Source organism: Microcoleus sp. N3A4, assembly GCF_036701805.1.
Lineage (GTDB): Bacteria > Cyanobacteriota > Cyanobacteriia > Cyanobacteriales > Microcoleaceae > Microcoleus.
In genome coordinates this window covers 78183-95703 of sequence record NZ_JAUBRJ010000026.1, presented here as the reverse complement: position 1 = coordinate 95703, position 17521 = coordinate 78183, and the positions used below count along the sequence as shown (strand labels likewise).

Genomic DNA, 17521 nt, shown 5'->3' with positions numbered 1-17521 from the left:
ATATTTGGTAGGTACTCAATAATCATTCTCCAATATACCAGGTTCTGCTAACATACAATTTAGATGCGTTCGCCCTGACGGATGGATTGAGCAACTGATGCACAAACCCCTCCTAATTTATGGGGATATGGGTAGCTTTAAAAGTTACTTTGCAGCTTTTTTAGCACTGTGCCGGCATTATTTATATGGTCACAAAATCATCTCGATCGCTGACCCTCACTTTCATCAAAACCATGATGAGTGCTGGAAAACTTTGGTAAAGTTGGGAGTTCCCGGCTATGGCGCAAATCAAAACTTTGAGGAAGTTGGTCAACAACTTAACGCCATGTACGATCGATTCAAAGTCCGAACTTTGAAGGATGATTGGCTAACCTCTATCTTTGATGAGATGACACAATATGGCTTTGAAGAAGGTACAGCGGAACCTGCTAGCAAACTAACTCGAAAAGTTGTTGGCGACCCTCGGAAAGCCAAAGAAGCGCCTGTGTTCATTGCTCACAATGATACTAATGCTGCTTTCGGCGGTGGTGAGGGTTTCAGTAAATCAGTTAATTCAGGAGTAATTAAACTTCAGTTACGATCGAATAGCAAATTACAACCATTGTTTAAAGGAACCATTTCTGGTATCAAAGATGAAGACGGAGAGTGCATCAAAGACTTGCCTATTTCTATTCTGCCGTACTGGATACGTCCTGAATGGGTTTATGAGTTATTTAATGGCTTTTCTCTAGAAAACAGTGAATCTCAGAGTCAAGTTATCGGCAGATCAGAAAGTGACAATAAATCTGATGACAAACTTAGTTTACAAGCCACAGAAACTGAAGTAGAATCAGAGGCAGAATCGGACGTTGATAAACTCAATCGGGCATTAAATCAAAAGGTATCATGGGATTATTGGTTAGCTGAATCCACACCCGAACAACTCGATCGACAAATAGAATTATATCGATCGCAAACCAATCCCAACTCGGATAATTTACCAGATAATTCGCCAGATAATTCAGTTGAAGAATTATCAACCTTTGATAACCCTATCAGAGACGAGATAACTCCTAAAGCCTTACACAGAGAGGATTATCCAGTTATCTGGGATGCCGAAGATTTCGCAAGATTACTCCCAAACGAGTCAGAAACAGCATTTTTTGAGCGCATTTTGGAATTATCCGATAAATATACAAGTGCCAGCAAACTCATACAAATCGGTTTGGGTTTCACCCAGGGGAGAAGGAAGCCTCGAAGTTATTCAGATGTAGGTAAAAAGTGTTTCTATTACATAGTAATGAAATATGGCACACCTTCACTGATAGCTAGATTCAAGGATTACTTGGAAAAGAGGTAATTCCAATCAATCGTTAATTCGATCGTTCATCCATTCAACAAAAAATAGGAGACAAAAAATGCGTAAACCAACACCCAGCGAATCTTTGTTTATTGCAGGAACGCTGACCACAGCCATACTAGCAACTGCTGAAATTGTCCCCGATGTAATGCAAGAGTTAAGAGAGGACGCGCATCAGGCAAGTCAAGAATTAAACAAAAACAATTCGGCCGATCCAAAAGATACTTTTACCGCTGGGGTAATTGTAGGATTGGCTGCGGGTTCAGCAGTAACATTGAAGGTTGTAGCGGAGAAAATCAATAATAATCCGTAATTTATAACCAAACAATAAATCTCATAGTAAAATCATTTAAGTTGTGATTTTACTATGAAACTTATGGATCAGTTAGCAATTTTATTTTTTTTACTAGGTATTTTGGTAGGAGTCTTAGTTATACTATTACTCTCTCAGTTTATCTAGTAATTCAGGATGTTCTGGTTGATGATATTGTCTGATTCTAGAAATGCGAGGTGGCTTATTACTAAAAAAGCCCCAAGCAATAATTGCTAAGCCAGCAATGAGTTGACCATCTTCATTGCTAATACGTTTGCAAGCAATAAGTAATTATGCTATCCCTGCGATCGCTCCCAAAGCAGTTGATAAAAAATCTAATTGGTTAACAGTTGGGTTTCGGAAATTTAGTGTCATGGTTTTCACCCATTTAAATTTATATCTTCATCATCAAATTGTTCTTCGATCGCTTGGATAATATTGCATGAATCCATCTCTAACTTTTTTTCAATTGCTTCGATTCGACACTCCAAAGTTAAAGAACGAAGTTTATTGGCATCTTGCCAGCGCCGTAATTTAAACGCAGTAGATATGGTATCGCTTTCGTGCTTTTTACTAAAATTGTGGCAAAACTTGTCGATTTTGTAGACTAAATCAACCTTAATTTGTCGAGATGCTAGCCAAAAAATGTAAGTTGAGATGGTTGCAATAATACCGATCGAGCTAGCAATATAATCAAGAGTTTCTTGCTTCATTTTCCCATAAATTAGAGTTTGTCACCTGGAATAATAGTTGTTGGAAATACAAAATTTGGGTCAGCAATATACCGTGGGTCAGATTTGACGCGATCCATAAAATCAAAGTGTTCGTCAGGATCACGACCTACAAAACATCCAGCTCCGGCGGTGTGAATGTCGTTCTTAGGGTGTCCCCAACCGTGGTGCTGATTTATGCCGAAGTAACCTTCATCGATCGCATCCCCTGTCCTCATCATGTCCCGGTTCCAATCCCGGTACACCTTGACAGGCGCAACCTGGATAAGAGCTTCATGCGGGTGAGAGTAACCATGAAGGCCGACTTGCCAAGCTCGATACTGCCCAAAGGCAATTCTAGCGGCACCGTTAGGGTTCATCGGATTGTCAGTGTAGTAGTAGCCCGGTTCGGTTGTTGCTTCCCAAGCACCTTCGATCTTGGGCAATCCATCATAAAAAACTAAAAGCAGTCGGGCATCATTGAAATGATTTGGAGTATCGGCATTGAGGGTTCCGTCCGGGTCCATCCCTTCCATATAAATTATGTTTTTTTCTCCCGCTCGTGTAGCCAATTGGTAATTTTTGGCTTTCATATACTTAACAATTTTTTCAGCTAATTTCATAGTTTTCAGGATAAACTTAATTTCTTGAATTCATTAGGAAGAATTAGGTCTGGTTCTGACCAAAGCCCTAATTTCTTACGATTAGCGCTGGCAGTTTCGGTAATAATTCCTCGGAGTATAGTCAGCTCGCGGGTATTGTAAGCAAAGCGATTAAAGGGAAGGAAACTTACTCCCATTCCGCTTTTGCATTGAAGGATTTGAATATTGGTGGCTGCTGATATTTTCTCAAGATAACAGTCACAAATCCAGCGATCGAATTGGTCTTTCTCGATCGGAATCGCAATGATTGCTCTTTCTTTCACCAAATTAATCAATGCAAGTTTTGCGTTTTGCGCCCATTCCCAGTGTTTCAGTATTCTTGGGTCTGTGCTATTTTGTCCAGGTTTTTGAGCTTCAGGAGTATCTATCCATCGCAGTCTTACTCTTAGTTCAGCACCTCTAAAATCTAGCGTTAAAGTATCACCATCAAATACAAACTTAGAAAAACAGTTATATGCAGTTACTGGAGTAATCATTAGTGCAGCCTCAAAAGTATTTTATTATTGTAATTTACTTTCGAGGCCCAACAACTGCTATTGTGATTTAGCCCAAACAGGTTGAATCCAAAGTCGCTTACTGTCTCTCCAGCGCTTACCTTCACCCGATTATAACACCCTCCAATGTCCTTGTCTCCAGTGACTACACGGAGAGTTATGAGTTCCTCTTTCTGCGGATAATACCGAGTTTTTTTGATAGTTTTTGCCTAACCATCGGGGATATCTTGCATTAGATGAATTCCGATCAATCGGCATAAATCCCTTGTTTTTAGTTTTGATTTCAGAGTCAGTTACAGTCGTCAATAATGACGGTAAAAATTCCAAAGTCAACAGTACATTGATTACCAAATTTCTGATCCGTTGAAGAAATACTTTATCTTCAGTTGAGATAATATGCCTGCCAACGTTTTCATTTTCATCGTAAATCAAAGTACCGTCAGCTTTGACCGCAGTTCCAGAAGTCCAAACAGTTTCTAGAGAATCTACAGTGCAAATCTGGAAATATCGATCGTGTTCTAGCGAAAATGGTTTAATTTGAATATTTTTCCAACTACCGGAATTCCACTCGGGATGTTCACGATCGACACAATAAACTGTGAGATAATCGACTTCACCGCCGTCCGGTGTGTAGATAAATCCTTTAGGAATTGCTAAAACAAAAGTAGGTAATGATGGTTGCCAAGCTCTAAGGATGCCAGGTTTATAAAGAGAATCGGTTTGATCGAATGCTTCTATCAATTGCTCAGTCAAGCAATAAAGAGGACTATCTTTGATAAACCAAAGAGCTGTTCGGTAGCTATGAATAAATGCCGAAATGTCAACTTTCGCATATTCGGAACCGCAACTTGACAAAGCTACCAAAATAATTCCGCTCAAAGTATGCCAATTGATGTAGTTTGGGGGCATTTTGTAAGTACGATCGTCTCTGATTTTTTTGATTAAAGCTTTATCAACTGCCTCAATAATTTTCAGGCTGCGATCGCGATTAGGATTTTTTTCGTCAAAAATGATTGATTTTAGCTTCATGATTGATTTCAAATGTTAACGTAAATGATTCGAGTTTTGTTTGCTGGCATCCGTCTTAAGTTGGCTTTAACTCCATAACTTAGACCGTCGTGGACTGCCAACATATAATCTGCCGATTGACTCATTTCAATATCTTGACGTGGATATCGACCTACATTAATGATTGGATAGCCAAAACTCAGACCGCTTCCAGTTTCATAAACTTTAACGTTGGGATATTCCAGAATATTTAGAAATGCTAAAGCTAGTTGGTCAAAACCGGGATAGTTTCCAATTAAGATAGTAGCATTTAGCTTTGTGATATTGTGAATTCGCGTCCGCATTTCTTCGTTCAATTCCTTGAGTCTTTCGGTTCCAGTAAGAAATACTTGCATAAATTTAGGTACAATTAATTGAGTTGGTGTTTTGAGTCAATTGACTGTTACAAACGCGATGTAACAGTCAATTTTTCTAGCTTTTTAGATTCTTTTCAAAAGCATTCCGATTCGATCGTACCGATCGGAATGGCAACCGCTGTCAAAAATTCCAAACTGATAGTGAGAGTAGTTGATGCCAAATACCGAGATAACGCAGTAGTGGCTGTAATAAGGGAATAAGGTTGAGCCTAAAAATGGCTCAATATTGTCTCTCTCAAACAACATTTTCGCTGTCAGTTTTTCATACTGTTGCTGGCTGTTTTGTCCTAAAAGTTCTAAAGTCTGAGTTTGCATTGGTCAACGGTTAGCTAAAGACTACCGCTCTACAGCGAAGCTCCAGGACTGTAACAATTCAGTTGTTTGACTTCTGTAAGTTGATCGATCGACCACATCTCGGCTAACAATTGACCGATTTCAGCGTAAGTTTCGGGAGACTTAGCCGCTTCAAATCCCTGGGTTCGGTCTGCAAGAGAACAGGTGTTACGGTAATAGCGAAAAAGTCTTTGTAGTTCTGGTTCAATATTCAATCTATCCCAACGTAGTCGATTAGCTAATCTTACCGCTGGTCGATCGTAGAGAATCGCTGAAGGATGGATGAAAGAATCATTGGAATCGTCGATTTTTCTGAGATAGGGGAGTGACATATTAGTTATCGAAAAAGTCACTCCCATACAGCGAAGCATTACTTATTGGCTACCTAGCACCACGACTGTAGTGATTTACTTTTCTTTCTTCTGTTTCTTGGTCGATCGACCATAGCTTAGCCAAACGCCGACCAATCTCATCGTATTCTTCCATACGAGAGTGGTAAAAGCCATAACCTTCTCCTACATATTCTTCATCACAGTGAGGTGTTAGAAAGATATAACATTTGTCGTCATAGGAAGGGAACAATTTACCTAATTCAGGCTCAATATGTTCTTTTTCCCAGCGAAGTTTAGCTGTTAACCTTTTAAACATTGATTCTGCATTAAAGCCAGAATCAGAAGTAGAAGCAGACTCAGGCTCAGGCTCAGGAAACTTTTCATTTTTCTTGGGAATGCGAATCGGCATTTTAACTCTCCAAAACTTACAACTTTACAAGGAGCGAACTCGCGCTCAATCCCTTATGGCGAAGCCCCTACGAAAAATATTGAGGAAATTCCCTCACTTGCAAATCTTCAGGAAACTCGTTGATATCTCCACCTTTGCGATCGGCAAGTTTAAGTTTTTGATGTGTTGCTGCTACACCGTCGATATAGCAAGCAGTCATTATTGGATTGGAGCCAAGCTGCTTCACAAATACAGCAGTTTCGGATTGTTGGCATTGTTGGACTAGAGAACGAATCGAATCAATGTTACAGGGACGAGCACCAGTACCAGACTCTCCGCCGACAATTACCAAATTCAGCCTCGACAAACCAATCCGATGCCCGCCTTGAAACTCGCAACTCTGACAGCCAGAGCAAATCCCAAGGTACTTCCGCAAGTCGATCGACTCTAACAGCGGTTCACAGCTCAGAAACCGAACGGATGCCGGGATCTGCAAAAGTGATGGGATTCGATCGTCCGCAGCTTTCTGATTCTCGGTTGAAGTTCCCAGCCAAATATTAGACAGTGGCCAATCAAACTCACAGGTTTCGTAAGGCTCGTAACGTTCCGGTGTTAAATTTAGCGATCGCCCCAAGTCAACAGCACCGCGCCTGATGCGTTGCTTAGCACCCTGTTGTAAGTAAGGTCTCAATCGTTCTGGGCGCTTGGTCAGGATTTGAAAAGTATGTTGTGATGCGAGTGCCATTACTGCAAAAATTCTGTCCAACCATTCATCTTTGACATTTGCGTGAAAGATGTCAGACATTGAACAAACAAACACTTTTTTGGGTGAATTCCACGACAGCGGTTTTAGTAATTGGTTTTCGACAAATTCGATTGTACCGTCCCAATCTTTAACTTTTTGGTACTGAGAGAATTGTTGTAATCGTGCAGACTTCGCAGCTTCAGCAGCATAACATCGACTGCATCCAGCACTTATTTTTGAGCATCCCACTAAGGGATTCCAGCTATAGTCGCTCCATTCTATTTTAGTTTTGCTCATTATTTTTGTCCATTTTATGTTTTGTGAAAGTGAATAACCAAGCAGATATAGATTCTGCTTAGTTATCCCCTGTATGTGAAAAGTTTACTCTGTAGCTTGTTGAGAATCATGCCGTTGTTTTTCTCGTTTTCCATGACAAGAAGTACAAACGCATTCAACTTCTAAATGATGAATTCCAGCATAACCTTTATAATGGTCATACTCATGTCGTTTGTCAGAACCGAAATGATTGCAATCAACACAAGCTAAACTATTTGGATGTGGTAACTTTCCGGCTTTTATGCGGTGATTAACTCTTGCCCTAGCTTGGCGTTTATCACCATCCCTACAAGGACTGGGTGGAGGACCTAGTGGTTTTCGTAATTCTTTGGGAATGCTTTTATGCCTTGAACGACAGTAAGCGTTTCTGCATTTAGTACAGCTAGGATTTTTCTCATCGTACCGACTTTTATCACTACGAAACAAGTCTAAGCTTAGCCATTGTTTACAGCGGAAACAGTTCTTTAGACCTGATTCAACTTTTTGATTATATTCTTCTACAGAAATTCCCAATTTATTCGCATTAACTTTGATTGCACCAGCTTTTGTTTGACCCATAATTGCTCATGTGTTTTTCTCAGTGTGTGTGTATGAGAAGCGCGAAATTAAGTGACTATGGTAATTTCCACGTTGTAGACGGCATTACCTTCAAGGAATGTTTCTGTGGTGTGGCTTCGGATGGCTTGGTCAGACTTAAGATAGATAGTGCAATCTCCATCGGCTCCATCCCCGTTCGCTCGACTGTGCCACGCCCAAGATACTGTTTCGACTAATTCAGCGGGAGAGGAATTTGTTATCCATTCCCAGTCAGATTTTTGAAACTGACGTAAAAGTTGTTGACCGTTTTCTTCGGCAACAGTTTTTTTGAGAAAATCTATTACATATTCCTTGAACAACTTAATAATGTGCTGTTCATTACCTGTGGCGCTAGTTACTTTGATTGTTTTCAGCATCAGATTACCTTTCTTTGATAGAGATCGAGTTGATAGAGTTTGAGTGAAAATCGAGTAGGTCGGGTCAGTTCGTAACACGGGCGAGGCGCGATCGTAAGCAAATATTTTAAAATTGGGAAGGGCAACACTTCAGAAAAAGCGTGTCCTCCCCAATTTTAAGAATTATTTACCTTTGAGCTGCTTAGTTTCTGCTACTGGAACAGCAAGATTTGCAACTGGAGCTGTTGCACCTCCCAAACACATCTGCTGATTTTCAACTAAGCGAGGGTCGCTACAGTAATCAATCCCGGATTGTTTCATCTCATGAATCTGACGGACAACTTTCATAGCTGCTTCTTCAAGAGGACTGGAAGGAGGACGAATAGTAGTTGCAACATAGTGGAATGGCCCATGTTTACCCTCTGTCAGCGTCAGTTGAAAGCGGAAAATATTAGTAAACAGAGCTTCAGATCCTTTGTTGGTCAAATACTCATTGTGGTCGCCCTGCATACCTTCTTCAACCCAAGAATTGAAAGCTTGGCGACTAAATACCTCAATCAGTCCTTTCATCCTGTCCTGAGATTGGCGATGAATCAAGAAAGTTGAGAGTTCAGAGCACTTTTCGTGAAATTGAATTTTCATTTCACCACCGACTGGGATGCCCCAGACTTCGGTAAATTGCTCATTGATGTAATGAGGTTCAAATGTCAGCGTTTTGTTATCGATCGCACAAATTGCCATTTCTACAAAGTCACCACGGGTCAAGCCCGCTTTTTCAGCTTTACTGACATTCATACCTTTGGTATCGCCTGTTACGAAGCAACCGAAATCTTTACCGCAAGATGCGCGATATCGGCTAGGGATACCAGGAATTCTGAATGCAAATCCGTCCATCATTATTACGTTCATGGTTTTAATTCTGAGTAAGTGTTTGAGATGAGTTTCTGTTTTTGTTTTTGTTTCTGTTTCTGTTTCTACCAATGGTAAAAAAAGGATCAAAACCTTAAAGCGAAGCACTACGATTGCTTTGGATCTATCTATTAACTTTACCGCAGCTTGCGATTGCCTTGCTATTGCTTTCAACACTGGCAAAGCAATGACAAACTGCCAAGTTAAATGACTACTTGGTTCAATCTTTCATCATGACAAAAATCTATTTCAGAGTTGAGGATATCGTCAGCAACTTCTAAAGCATACTTTTCGGCATCAGTCATTGGATTCCGAGAAAAAGCGTTTAGCATGAAGCCTTTCCCTATGTCACTCTTAAACGGCAGAAAATCTAATTCATAGATTTTCCCAGGTTCGATCGGTGGTAAATCATGCTTTAACGTGAGCAAAGTTGAAAGCGTCCCGCCAGAGTCGTTGAGGACAAATCCCCAGATTTCTTTTATTGGTAAGCGGGCAAGTACCGAATCGAGCGTCAAGGTTAGGCTATTTATCTTTACGATCGCCATATTCAGGGAAGGAAATTTTTGACCTTCTACTAAGCTGAAGTGTCCTTTGACTCGATTTTCTTTGTATCGGACAAAGGGCTGTACCTGAAAACTAGATTCATTGATTGTGATTATTGTCATTGTAGAAATACTTGAAAAGAAATCAACATCCTAAAGCGAAGCACTTTTCAAAGTATCGCTTTAGGATTATTTTAGCGCTTTAAGTAGTGAACATAAACCGCTAATCCTGGCACTTTATGCTCAGTTTTATTGATTGCGATCGCCCGCTGTTTTCGTAACGTTTCCAAGTACGGAGAAGTGAGAAGCGCTTCATGTTTTGTTTCTGCTTCTGCAAGCATTTCTTTGATATCGTTGATGTAAGATTCGCTGTTTTCGATGGCAGTTGCGTTCGATCGACACAGTTTATCGTATTCGCGATTAATGTCTTCGTCCAATCGGGTAACGGTAAGGTTTTTGTCATCGTAGCGAGTGCGGAGTTGGATAACGATTTTGGCATTGTCGTCGTTATAGACAACGTTTTTGCGAGACTTTTCAGATTCCATTATCTCGAAACCTTCGAGAATAGCATCTGGTTCGATCGCATCAGCTTCAACTTTTAATCTTTCAATTTTATTGCGAATTTCAGCAAGTCTTTTGAGGTGTTTCATGTTATGATTGTTGGGTGGAAATACCTAAACTGAATCTAAAAGCGGTTAGTCCTACGCTAACCGCTTTTTCTGTGTTGATTTGCTACCAACTAAGAGCGTTTATGGCAGCTTGTTGTGGAGTGCCAGTAAACTCATCTTCAAGGCTAGAATTATCAAACAATCCAGCTTCGTGAGCATTGCCGATTTCTTCATAAACAGCTTCAACGTCGTACTCTCGTAACTCTATTGCTTCTTGCAGATCGTCAAACGGCAGATGTCGATCGAAATGCTTGAAATCTTGGTTGATGAACCATTCAGGCTGCATTTCGATCGACTCAACATGATTTTCAATCCATTTGAGGAAAGCAAACTTAACTTGGTCAGGCGTAAATAAACTGCACTGCTGACAATCCAACGCCTGAAGCCGATCGACGATTTCATCCAGATTGATAAGTTTGCCGATCGCTTCAAACAGCATCCGGTATGCTGCTTTCTCAGGAATTAAAGTTTCAACTGTTTCACAATCAAGATTAGAATGGATTGCTAATTTTTGAACAGTTTGTGCTAGAGTAGTAAAAGATTGGATGGACATATTTGTTACCTTTGACAGAGTAATAGAGTAGGAATCAGTACCCCTCGGCGAAGCCGTAACGAGGGGTACTTTTGTTTGGATTTCTTTTGGGCTTAGAGGGAAGGCAAATTAATTCGGAAAACCTTAGCTTCACCTTCAACGACGCTGTAAATATCGTTGCTCATGTGTTCGACTTTGGCTTTAAACCAGCGCACAAACGCTAATTTGACATCAGAATCGTCGTGCATCTGACAGTCGCAGATGCAGCGCAATTTAAGTGTTTGTACGATCGCTTCAACATCTAGTATTTTTTCAATTTTTGAAAGATAATAGATATCCTCTTCTAACCAAGTTTGTTGCTTCTCGTATCGATCGGTAAATTCTTTCATTGAGAAACAGAAACGGAACATCACTCCCTCGCAGCGAAGCATTATTTTGTTTCTGTTTCTCAATGATTTCTAAACTGTTTCTGTTTTTGCTACTGTTTCTGTTTCTGATGTGGGATTGGCTAAAGCATAGGAATTCAGAAGATGAAGGAGACTCGCAGCAGCGACAGTAGTGTATTTGGTAGTCTGTGGTCGGTCAGTCTGGTCAATTCGCTTGATCAAATAAGAGCCATCGGAGATGCGATCGCAACTGGTAATGTCTCCACGTTTGATCGCACTCTTGGCAAGTTTGGCGATACGACTGTGAATATGAGCAATAACTACTTTTTTCTTCATTTTGAGTTTGTGGTTAAATTTGTGGTTGGTAAGATGTCCCCCTTGATAAGGGGGAGATGCGCGATGAAAAACAACTAGAACAGGCTTAACTGTTGATGAGTAGGTTCAATGATGTGATACTCACCAGAGGGAACGTACTGATAAATGAGCAAATTCTTCTCTTTAGCCAGGTTGAAAGTAGTAGCAGTTCCGCCCCCGATACCATGAGGATCGCCGTTGAAGACAGCTAAGCAGATATCCGATCGCCTGACCATCCAAGCATTCCGAGCCTGCATGACACCTGGACTGTAATTCTTGTAAAGGCAGACTTGCTCGGTTGCTTGTGCCAGCAACTTTTTGTAATGAGTTTGCTGACGAGGTTTCCACAAAAGATGTTGGTCAGCGCAGGGCAGTACCGCTGTCCATTTCAATTTATGGTAAATGAAAATTTCAGCAGCTACTTGATCTACACCAAGTGCCATGCCAGTAAAAAACTTTTTGACACCTTGGTTAACTGCCATCATGATAAGTTTGTCGATTTGTATCCTGTAACTTAGACCAATAGAGCGATGCCCGGTAATCATCGCTGTGTTGTATTCTTTTGGCTCAAAAGGTTCAGAAAAATTGTACTGAGTTTCGCGATTGAGAGTCCGATTGATTCGTTGTGCTAAAGCAGGAATATTGCTTGCTGCCATGAGTCGTTTACCTGAAAAAGAATCAACAACTCATGGCGAAGCATTACTTATTTTTTTGGCTAATAAACTTGTCGAATTGTCAAGTTTAATCTTCCGTTATTCTTGAGTAAATTGGAAGTTTTGGGTAGGATTCTTTGGACTCCGTGATAGGCTAAACGGCTGTCACCGTGGAGAATAACAACATCGCCCGATCGTAAGAGGATGCCGTCTAGTGGGTCTTTGCGACTGCGGTTGCTGCCGATGACAAAACTGCAATCGTCGCCTAGAGATATTGAAATGATGCAGGGTTTGAGGTTGGGTTCGGTGTTATCTTGATGCAAACCTAATTTACTTTTGTCGGTGGCTGGATAAAAGTTGATTAAGCAGGTTTCGGGTTCGTAATCCAACTCACCAACTAATTTGGCTAAACTTTGAGCAATTTCTATCAACTCTGTCGGCATTGCGGAGAATGGCTGATTATTTACTGGATTGATGGCTGAGTAACGATAGCCTTTTCGATCGGATAGCCAGCCAACTATTCCGCAACTGGTTTGGCTACAGTGGAATTTCAGACCAGACGGCATCACGGGAATTATCATCCCGCCGTTGGTTCTGGCTATATTTCGAGTAATTTCAACGAGATTTTGTTGTTCAGAAACAGAGAAATAGTTTTTGAGGTGCAGCATAATTTTTGCTTAGAGTCCGCCTGTGCGGACTTGGTATGTTGGTACAAGAATCAACTCATTAACGCAAAGCGCTAAATAGAAAAATCTCCAGCACGGGCTGGAGACTTGTCTACTTGCATTCAGATTTACGGGAATCCATCTTCTGCTTGATGCGCTGGGGCAGACCGAGGATTGCGCCTTGATAGAGCCGATCGAATTCTTGCTCGAAGTGAGCGCCGACCGTGGCACTTTCCATAACCAACAGCGTTTCATCATTTGCCCGGTTGGCGGCTTCACTCCAATTGTGAGAACCGGTGATGACTGTCGCTCCATCAACAACACCGAACTTGTGATGCAGTCGATCGCCCTGCGGAAGTTTTGGCATCCCGACCGTCGCCAGTGGCTGACTCCAGGGTCGATTTTCGACTTCGAGCTGACAGCCTTCAAGCAAGCTAACTCCCATCATGTCCATCGCTTCGCTGTACGGTCGATAAACAAAACTGGAATCAACCAAAGCTCTGATACCGACTCCGGTTCGAGATTTTGTTTCCAGTGTGTCTGCCAACTGCTGGGCAGAAAAGACAAACAGCGCCAGATTAACGGACTTGGATGCGTTTGCTAAAGTCCGATCGATTAATCCGTTCGGTGTCTGCTGCCAGGGAGTTTTCGCGGTCGCCGGCGAGAACTGAACCGCGACGATCGCGCCGCCAACTCGAACTCTGGCGATCGGGCGAATCGGTTTCTTCACGCCAAACTTGCTGTCTGGCTTTCCACCGGGCCCGTCGCCCCACATGATGCTGAACTCTTCATTAAACACTTTTGCCAATTCAGGGCTCTGGAGTTTCAGCAGATTGTTGGGATTTCCCCGACTTTCGGCGCTCTTAAAATCACCGTGAATATCGCTGGTCGTGAAGTTCGCTGAAGTGACGATGAGAGTTTTCCCATCAATGATAATGAACTTGTGGTGCATCAATCCACTGCCTTTACTGCCATCCGCCGTATCGTCAATTATCGGGATTCCTGCTTCACGGACGATCGCCAGAGCATCACCGGTGGAGATTTCCGCATCTGACAGCGAACCATCTTTATTGGTATCGGCAAGGTTAACCAGTTCGGCATAGCGATCGCGTTCTCTTTTGGGCAATGCTGTCATCTGTGAGGCAGAAAGAGCAATGGGACGATTGTAGAGATTTTCGATAATGACTCGAACTTTGATGCCTGACCGATGACGATGCGCTAGAGCTTGCGCTATCCGAGGCAAACGTAACTCTTGAACTGCGACATCGATACTTTCACGAGCGCTGTTGATGGAATAGACCATGAGCTGTTCTAAGTCATGTCCCGATCGAGTGACCTGACGATAAGGGTCGGTATAGCTAGAAGTCTGAGATTGATTGAAATAAACCTGAAGTGATGGATCTTGAGGCAATGCTTTGATGACTGGAGCTGCGGGAATTTCTTCGGTTGATTTTGGTTTGACGAAGTGACAGGAAGCAAAACCAGCGAGAATTAAAACTGCTAAACCGACAATTTTCTTGTTCATGATTTTTTGGTTGATGAGTAATATTTGTGTGGGTCTAAAAAAAAATCTCTAGCGGGTGCTAGAGATTTTCTTCTGCTTTGGCTTTGCTATTTACAATCCTTATCTTGCTTGATTACAACTTCGCCCAGATTGCCATGAGCTCCGCCTCTAACTAAACAAAATTTCTTTCTTGTCCAGGGGTGGCTAAACACAATCGTTCCATGCTGGCCATAACTGCCACCGATTCCGCTGTTGGTTTCACTACTCCAACTAATCAAGGTTGCTACATTGCTGCCTGCTTTGCCTGCAACTTTCGCATCAATACCTCTAAAAGTAGATTTGATATCTACACCGCTAGGTAATGGAATTTTAGTTCCACAAACTCCGCTCAAACACTCTGCGATTGCTGGCTTATCACCTGTATAGATGGCTACACTTCTAACTTCGCCATAATTTACGATTGCGTCATATCTACTTTGTTTCGCTGTTTGAACTAACTGAACATGAGCTGCTGTAACTTTTGCATAACCTATCAATGCTGTTCCACCCAACATTGCTACTGCTGCTAATTCACCAGCAATTACGATCGATACCAAAGATTCAACTAAATTAGCCATGAGAAATACCTGAATAACGACAGTGAGCTGTATTTACAGCTCACTCTCTTATCGCGAAGCGCCCTCACCAACAAACTTCAATTGCTTCTTTTCTTAATTATTCAAAAAGCCCCAGCATCCATTACAGACACTGAGGCTTTTCTAGATTTAAGTTCGATCGCTTCGATTTAATCGCAAGCTACGAAACTAAAATTCGTCATTTCTATTGGCATATTCTTTCTTGTTTGCATAATATTCAGCACGAATTTGCAACAATTCTTCAGTTGAATATCCAAACTGTTTGACGAATTCCAGGATTTCTGGCAGTTTCATTGAATGGATTTTGTACTCTAGCCATTCAACTTTGAAAAGCTCGTACAAATCTAAGCCTTTGAGATCCGTATCATTCTCAGACTTGAATTGTCCCCAAGCCATGATCCGAATAGCATCCCGCAAGTTAGCAGCTTCTTTCTCGGATTTGGTCAAGATTGTAATAGCCATAATAAGCCTCTAGGTAAAGTACACAAACGAAATTTCTAAATCAATCCCTTATGGCGAAGCCCTACAAAACGGTTAACTTTGCGGTTGCTTCTTTCTTTAACAAATTAGGAAATAAGAGTTAAATACTTTAGATTACTCTAAAATATTTAACTCTTATTTTACCATTCGATCGGCTCTATCATTTGCGATCGATAACCTTTGGTTTGGTTCAATTGCCACAACACTAAACTAAATCTTTCCTCACTCATGATGCGAGGGACAGAATGCAGTTGCTTACAATTAAACTTCACAATTTCACCGTCATCTAACACACAGGTTTTGCCATCAACGACAAATTCTGCAATGCCAATATTTAGGGAAACTGCGATCGGTTGTGCATAGCCATGATCGCGATGATCGGCAATCAATCCACAACTACCACCTCTTTCCTTGCCATGATAAGTCAACAAACCTATATCACAGCCTGGATAAAGCCTCTGGCAAAGTTGATACAACCTTTCGTCATAAAACCCAAGGCTGACTTGTCCGTTCCCAAGATGGACTTTATTAAATAACCAAAGTTCTAACCTTTTATTGGTCAAACTACTGTGACTATATTCCATTTCTGCAACTAAACCTCTCAAATACTCTTTAAATTCAGAGAGATTGGGGATAACTTTCTTCATCTTTTCCATGATACTAGGCTCCTAACTACAATATTTACTCAATTCTTTATCGCGAAGCGACCCAACGAAAAAACTTCTGTAGGTTCTTCTCTTTAGATTGATGGATAGATGATGGATAGATGATGGAAAGTACAAACTCTCCACCATCTATATGAGCTAATTCAGGCTAGAAAGCATCGGTAGCATCGTACTCTTCTTGCTGAGAGTAAGTATTGTCATTGACATTACCATTGCCATTACTATTGCCATTTGATGTTCTGTTGGATTTCCCAGCAGCAGCCGTAGTTTTATTGGCATAGTATTTCGATCGAATGCCCAACAATTCTGCTTCGGAAAACTCTAGACTTTTAGCAAAAGCGAGAAGTTCTTCGTAAGTTTTGTCATGAATGTCTTCAACTTTCCACTCTGCATCGAATATCGCATAACCGCCATATTCAAGATTCTTGAGTTCTTCTTTGTTAGTAGCTTTGTACTCTTCCCATGCAAGAATACGAAGTGCATCAATTAACAAACTACGCTTTTTAGCAGTCTTGGACATAAAAGTAATAGCCATGATGAAATTCCTTTGATAATGGATTGTGGAAAAGATAGAAAATCTACCTCAACTCTCTATCGCGAAGCGCCCTCACCGATATTTTTCTGGGAAAGTTTCCTATTAAATTGAATTTGGCAGAACTAGAACGCGATCGTAATTGAGGCAAAAGAAAATCCCGAAAAGCTCCGGGATAAACTTTACCAAGTAGCAGATTCAAAGTTATCTGCATATCCAGTTTGAATGTTACCGTCTTCGTCTTCCCACATGAACTCAAAAACCATATAAGGTCCTGAAGACAGCTTCATTTCTTCTATCCTGCTGTAATTGTCTCCGTAAGTAGTAGTGTAAAAACCTTGAAACTCCAATCTGTCACCGTTGCGACAGAGAGGGATTTCACAAGAGAAATAGGTATCACCTTCACCATCATTATGTACCCAAACTCCTTCTTCAAAACGACAATAACGACCTACTCGATAGTTAATTCCAAACTCTCTGTAAGACGCACGGCTAGGATTAGAAACTGCTATTTTCTTTTTCATTTCAATTACGGGTAAATTTACTCGCACTCTCACCGCGAAGCGCTCTAAGTTGCTAAGACTTTCCGTACTCGAATTTAAACTTGCCGACAAACTATCGATCGGCAAGTTTAAAACTTAGAAAAATAACCCTTAATTGTGCAGTTTCGGTACTATGCAATAAACGTGAACTAATCCTTACTCAGAAAGATTTCTGGCGGATAAGGTTGTGCAATCGAGTAATAACATTCTCTGATCGTCAACAGTTGTTCGACTGAGAAACCTCTTTCTGTTGCTAATTGAGTAAGTTGACTCAAATCCATCGATCGAATCTTACTCTGTCTCCAGCGACTGTAGAATCTGGTGTAACGCTGGTTTAAATCTTCACGAATCTGAGGATTTGTCTCAAACACCTCCCATGCGAACACACGGAACGCATCACGTAGGCGTAGGGTTTTCTGTTCAGTTTGTGTATCTAGTTGCATCAT

At 41.2% G+C, this 17521-nt stretch carries 28 protein-coding genes; 2 read left to right on the top strand and 26 right to left on the bottom strand.

Annotated features, from left to right (window positions below):
• Positions 1–97 precede the first annotated feature (97 nt).
• Entirely contained in the window at positions 98–1339 is a 1242-nt protein-coding gene (locus tag QUA56_RS16890; protein ID WP_333359556.1) for a hypothetical protein, read from the top strand.
• A 58-nt stretch (positions 1340–1397) separates the two neighbouring features.
• Positions 1398–1652, top strand: coding sequence for a hypothetical protein (locus QUA56_RS16885; protein ID WP_333359554.1), 255 nt, complete (start codon positions 1398–1400; stop codon positions 1650–1652).
• Between the two features lie 380 nt (positions 1653–2032).
• On the opposite strand, the gene QUA56_RS16880 is transcribed toward QUA56_RS16885, so the two are convergent.
• From QUA56_RS16880 to QUA56_RS16755, 26 genes are all read right to left on the bottom strand, one after another.
• Positions 2033–2365 (bottom strand): hypothetical protein, encoded by a 333-nt coding sequence (locus tag QUA56_RS16880; RefSeq protein WP_333359552.1) that lies wholly within the window; start codon positions 2363–2365, stop codon positions 2033–2035.
• An 11-nt stretch (positions 2366–2376) separates the two neighbouring features.
• Positions 2377–2985, bottom strand: a complete 609-nt coding sequence (locus tag QUA56_RS16875) for a hypothetical protein (RefSeq protein WP_333359550.1) — start codon at positions 2983–2985, stop codon at positions 2377–2379.
• 5 nt (positions 2986–2990) lie between these two features.
• Positions 2991–3500 carry a thermonuclease family protein gene (locus QUA56_RS16870; RefSeq protein ID WP_333359548.1) on the bottom strand — a complete coding sequence of 170 codons (510 nt, stop codon included), beginning with the start codon at positions 3498–3500 and terminating at the stop codon, positions 2991–2993.
• Between the two features lie 129 nt (positions 3501–3629).
• Positions 3630–4547, bottom strand: coding sequence for a hypothetical protein (locus QUA56_RS16865; RefSeq protein ID WP_333359546.1), 918 nt, complete (start codon positions 4545–4547; stop codon positions 3630–3632).
• Between the two features lie 8 nt (positions 4548–4555).
• Entirely contained in the window at positions 4556–4921 is a 366-nt protein-coding gene (locus QUA56_RS16860) for a hypothetical protein (RefSeq protein ID WP_333359544.1), read from the bottom strand.
• A gap of 84 nt (positions 4922–5005) precedes the next feature.
• Positions 5006–5257, bottom strand: a complete 252-nt coding sequence (locus QUA56_RS16855; RefSeq protein WP_333359542.1) for a hypothetical protein — start codon at positions 5255–5257, stop codon at positions 5006–5008.
• 29 nt (positions 5258–5286) lie between these two features.
• Entirely contained in the window at positions 5287–5607 is a 321-nt protein-coding gene (locus QUA56_RS16850) for a hypothetical protein (protein ID WP_333359540.1), read from the bottom strand.
• Between the two features lie 49 nt (positions 5608–5656).
• Positions 5657–6016 carry a hypothetical protein gene (locus tag QUA56_RS16845; RefSeq protein ID WP_333359538.1) on the bottom strand — a complete coding sequence of 120 codons (360 nt, stop codon included), beginning with the start codon at positions 6014–6016 and terminating at the stop codon, positions 5657–5659.
• Between the two features lie 67 nt (positions 6017–6083).
• Positions 6084–7037, bottom strand: a complete 954-nt coding sequence (locus tag QUA56_RS16840) for a phage Gp37/Gp68 family protein (RefSeq protein ID WP_333359536.1) — start codon at positions 7035–7037, stop codon at positions 6084–6086.
• An 84-nt stretch (positions 7038–7121) separates the two neighbouring features.
• Entirely contained in the window at positions 7122–7634 is a 513-nt protein-coding gene (locus QUA56_RS16835) for a hypothetical protein (protein ID WP_333359534.1), read from the bottom strand.
• Positions 7635–7681: 47 nt separating this feature from the next.
• The gene (locus QUA56_RS16830) at positions 7682–8029 is read right to left on the bottom strand and encodes a hypothetical protein (protein ID WP_333359532.1); all 348 of its coding nucleotides are present in this window, start codon (positions 8027–8029) and stop codon (positions 7682–7684) included.
• A gap of 162 nt (positions 8030–8191) precedes the next feature.
• Positions 8192–9091, bottom strand: a complete 900-nt coding sequence (locus QUA56_RS16825) for a hypothetical protein (protein WP_333359530.1) — start codon at positions 9089–9091, stop codon at positions 8192–8194.
• Positions 9092–9120: 29 nt separating this feature from the next.
• Complete coding sequence (locus QUA56_RS16820; RefSeq protein ID WP_333359528.1) at positions 9121–9582, bottom strand: hypothetical protein; 462 nt, start codon at positions 9580–9582, stop codon at positions 9121–9123.
• Positions 9583–9653: 71 nt separating this feature from the next.
• Positions 9654–10109 carry a hypothetical protein gene (locus QUA56_RS16815; protein ID WP_333359526.1) on the bottom strand — a complete coding sequence of 152 codons (456 nt, stop codon included), beginning with the start codon at positions 10107–10109 and terminating at the stop codon, positions 9654–9656.
• Between the two features lie 82 nt (positions 10110–10191).
• Entirely contained in the window at positions 10192–10680 is a 489-nt protein-coding gene (locus tag QUA56_RS16810; RefSeq protein WP_333359524.1) for a hypothetical protein, read from the bottom strand.
• Between the two features lie 92 nt (positions 10681–10772).
• On the bottom strand, positions 10773–11048 hold the full coding sequence (locus tag QUA56_RS16805; protein WP_333359522.1) for a hypothetical protein: 276 nt from the start codon (positions 11046–11048) through the stop codon (positions 10773–10775).
• Positions 11049–11117: 69 nt separating this feature from the next.
• Positions 11118–11381: a hypothetical protein gene (locus QUA56_RS16800; protein WP_333359520.1), complete on the bottom strand. Its 264-nt coding sequence runs from the start codon at positions 11379–11381 to the stop codon at positions 11118–11120.
• Between the two features lie 74 nt (positions 11382–11455).
• A complete protein-coding gene (locus QUA56_RS16795; protein ID WP_333359518.1) occupies positions 11456–12055 on the bottom strand; it encodes an SLOG family protein in 600 nt (199 codons plus the stop codon).
• 59 nt (positions 12056–12114) lie between these two features.
• Complete coding sequence (locus QUA56_RS16790; protein ID WP_333359516.1) at positions 12115–12720, bottom strand: alpha-ketoglutarate-dependent dioxygenase AlkB; 606 nt, start codon at positions 12718–12720, stop codon at positions 12115–12117.
• Between the two features lie 109 nt (positions 12721–12829).
• Positions 12830–14242 (bottom strand): phospholipase D-like domain-containing protein, encoded by a 1413-nt coding sequence (locus tag QUA56_RS16785; RefSeq protein WP_333359514.1) that lies wholly within the window; start codon positions 14240–14242, stop codon positions 12830–12832.
• An 86-nt stretch (positions 14243–14328) separates the two neighbouring features.
• Entirely contained in the window at positions 14329–14838 is a 510-nt protein-coding gene (locus tag QUA56_RS16780; protein ID WP_333359512.1) for a hypothetical protein, read from the bottom strand.
• Between the two features lie 186 nt (positions 14839–15024).
• Positions 15025–15318 (bottom strand): hypothetical protein, encoded by a 294-nt coding sequence (locus QUA56_RS16775; RefSeq protein WP_333359511.1) that lies wholly within the window; start codon positions 15316–15318, stop codon positions 15025–15027.
• Positions 15319–15476: 158 nt separating this feature from the next.
• Positions 15477–15992, bottom strand: a complete 516-nt coding sequence (locus QUA56_RS16770) for a hypothetical protein (protein WP_333359509.1) — start codon at positions 15990–15992, stop codon at positions 15477–15479.
• Positions 15993–16149: 157 nt separating this feature from the next.
• Entirely contained in the window at positions 16150–16536 is a 387-nt protein-coding gene (locus QUA56_RS16765) for a hypothetical protein (protein WP_333359507.1), read from the bottom strand.
• 179 nt (positions 16537–16715) lie between these two features.
• On the bottom strand, positions 16716–17162 hold the full coding sequence (locus QUA56_RS16760) for a hypothetical protein (RefSeq protein ID WP_333359505.1): 447 nt from the start codon (positions 17160–17162) through the stop codon (positions 16716–16718).
• 62 nt (positions 17163–17224) lie between these two features.
• Positions 17225–17521: a hypothetical protein gene (locus tag QUA56_RS16755; RefSeq protein WP_333359503.1), complete on the bottom strand. Its 297-nt coding sequence runs from the start codon at positions 17519–17521 to the stop codon at positions 17225–17227.

What these genes read in the sequence shown, in the direction of transcription:
- QUA56_RS16890 (WP_333359556.1), top strand. Translation starts at nt 98, where the DNA reads ATGCACAAACCCCTCCTAATTTATGGGGATATGGGTAGCTTTAAAAGT.
- QUA56_RS16885 (WP_333359554.1), top strand. Translation starts at nt 1,398, where the DNA reads ATGCGTAAACCAACACCCAGCGAATCTTTGTTTATTGCAGGAACGCTG.
- QUA56_RS16880 (WP_333359552.1), bottom strand. Translation starts at nt 2,365, where the DNA reads ATGAAGCAAGAAACTCTTGATTATATTGCTAGCTCGATCGGTATTATT.
- QUA56_RS16875 (WP_333359550.1), bottom strand. Translation starts at nt 2,985, where the DNA reads ATGAAATTAGCTGAAAAAATTGTTAAGTATATGAAAGCCAAAAATTAC.
- QUA56_RS16870 (WP_333359548.1), bottom strand. Translation starts at nt 3,500, where the DNA reads ATGATTACTCCAGTAACTGCATATAACTGTTTTTCTAAGTTTGTATTT.
- QUA56_RS16865 (WP_333359546.1), bottom strand. Translation starts at nt 4,547, where the DNA reads ATGAAGCTAAAATCAATCATTTTTGACGAAAAAAATCCTAATCGCGAT.
- QUA56_RS16860 (WP_333359544.1), bottom strand. Translation starts at nt 4,921, where the DNA reads ATGCAAGTATTTCTTACTGGAACCGAAAGACTCAAGGAATTGAACGAA.
- QUA56_RS16855 (WP_333359542.1), bottom strand. Translation starts at nt 5,257, where the DNA reads ATGCAAACTCAGACTTTAGAACTTTTAGGACAAAACAGCCAGCAACAG.
- QUA56_RS16850 (WP_333359540.1), bottom strand. Translation starts at nt 5,607, where the DNA reads ATGTCACTCCCCTATCTCAGAAAAATCGACGATTCCAATGATTCTTTC.
- QUA56_RS16845 (WP_333359538.1), bottom strand. Translation starts at nt 6,016, where the DNA reads ATGCCGATTCGCATTCCCAAGAAAAATGAAAAGTTTCCTGAGCCTGAG.
- QUA56_RS16840 (WP_333359536.1), bottom strand. Translation starts at nt 7,037, where the DNA reads ATGAGCAAAACTAAAATAGAATGGAGCGACTATAGCTGGAATCCCTTA.
- QUA56_RS16835 (WP_333359534.1), bottom strand. Translation starts at nt 7,634, where the DNA reads ATGGGTCAAACAAAAGCTGGTGCAATCAAAGTTAATGCGAATAAATTG.
- QUA56_RS16830 (WP_333359532.1), bottom strand. Translation starts at nt 8,029, where the DNA reads ATGCTGAAAACAATCAAAGTAACTAGCGCCACAGGTAATGAACAGCAC.
- QUA56_RS16820 (WP_333359528.1), bottom strand. Translation starts at nt 9,582, where the DNA reads ATGACAATAATCACAATCAATGAATCTAGTTTTCAGGTACAGCCCTTT.
- QUA56_RS16815 (WP_333359526.1), bottom strand. Translation starts at nt 10,109, where the DNA reads ATGAAACACCTCAAAAGACTTGCTGAAATTCGCAATAAAATTGAAAGA.
- QUA56_RS16810 (WP_333359524.1), bottom strand. Translation starts at nt 10,680, where the DNA reads ATGTCCATCCAATCTTTTACTACTCTAGCACAAACTGTTCAAAAATTA.
- QUA56_RS16805 (WP_333359522.1), bottom strand. Translation starts at nt 11,048, where the DNA reads ATGAAAGAATTTACCGATCGATACGAGAAGCAACAAACTTGGTTAGAA.
- QUA56_RS16800 (WP_333359520.1), bottom strand. Translation starts at nt 11,381, where the DNA reads ATGAAGAAAAAAGTAGTTATTGCTCATATTCACAGTCGTATCGCCAAA.
- QUA56_RS16795 (WP_333359518.1), bottom strand. Translation starts at nt 12,055, where the DNA reads ATGGCAGCAAGCAATATTCCTGCTTTAGCACAACGAATCAATCGGACT.
- QUA56_RS16790 (WP_333359516.1), bottom strand. Translation starts at nt 12,720, where the DNA reads ATGCTGCACCTCAAAAACTATTTCTCTGTTTCTGAACAACAAAATCTC.
- QUA56_RS16785 (WP_333359514.1), bottom strand. Translation starts at nt 14,242, where the DNA reads ATGAACAAGAAAATTGTCGGTTTAGCAGTTTTAATTCTCGCTGGTTTT.
- QUA56_RS16780 (WP_333359512.1), bottom strand. Translation starts at nt 14,838, where the DNA reads ATGGCTAATTTAGTTGAATCTTTGGTATCGATCGTAATTGCTGGTGAA.
- QUA56_RS16775 (WP_333359511.1), bottom strand. Translation starts at nt 15,318, where the DNA reads ATGGCTATTACAATCTTGACCAAATCCGAGAAAGAAGCTGCTAACTTG.
- QUA56_RS16770 (WP_333359509.1), bottom strand. Translation starts at nt 15,992, where the DNA reads ATGGAAAAGATGAAGAAAGTTATCCCCAATCTCTCTGAATTTAAAGAG.
- QUA56_RS16765 (WP_333359507.1), bottom strand. Translation starts at nt 16,536, where the DNA reads ATGGCTATTACTTTTATGTCCAAGACTGCTAAAAAGCGTAGTTTGTTA.
- QUA56_RS16755 (WP_333359503.1), bottom strand. Translation starts at nt 17,521, where the DNA reads ATGATGCAACTAGATACACAAACTGAACAGAAAACCCTACGCCTACGT.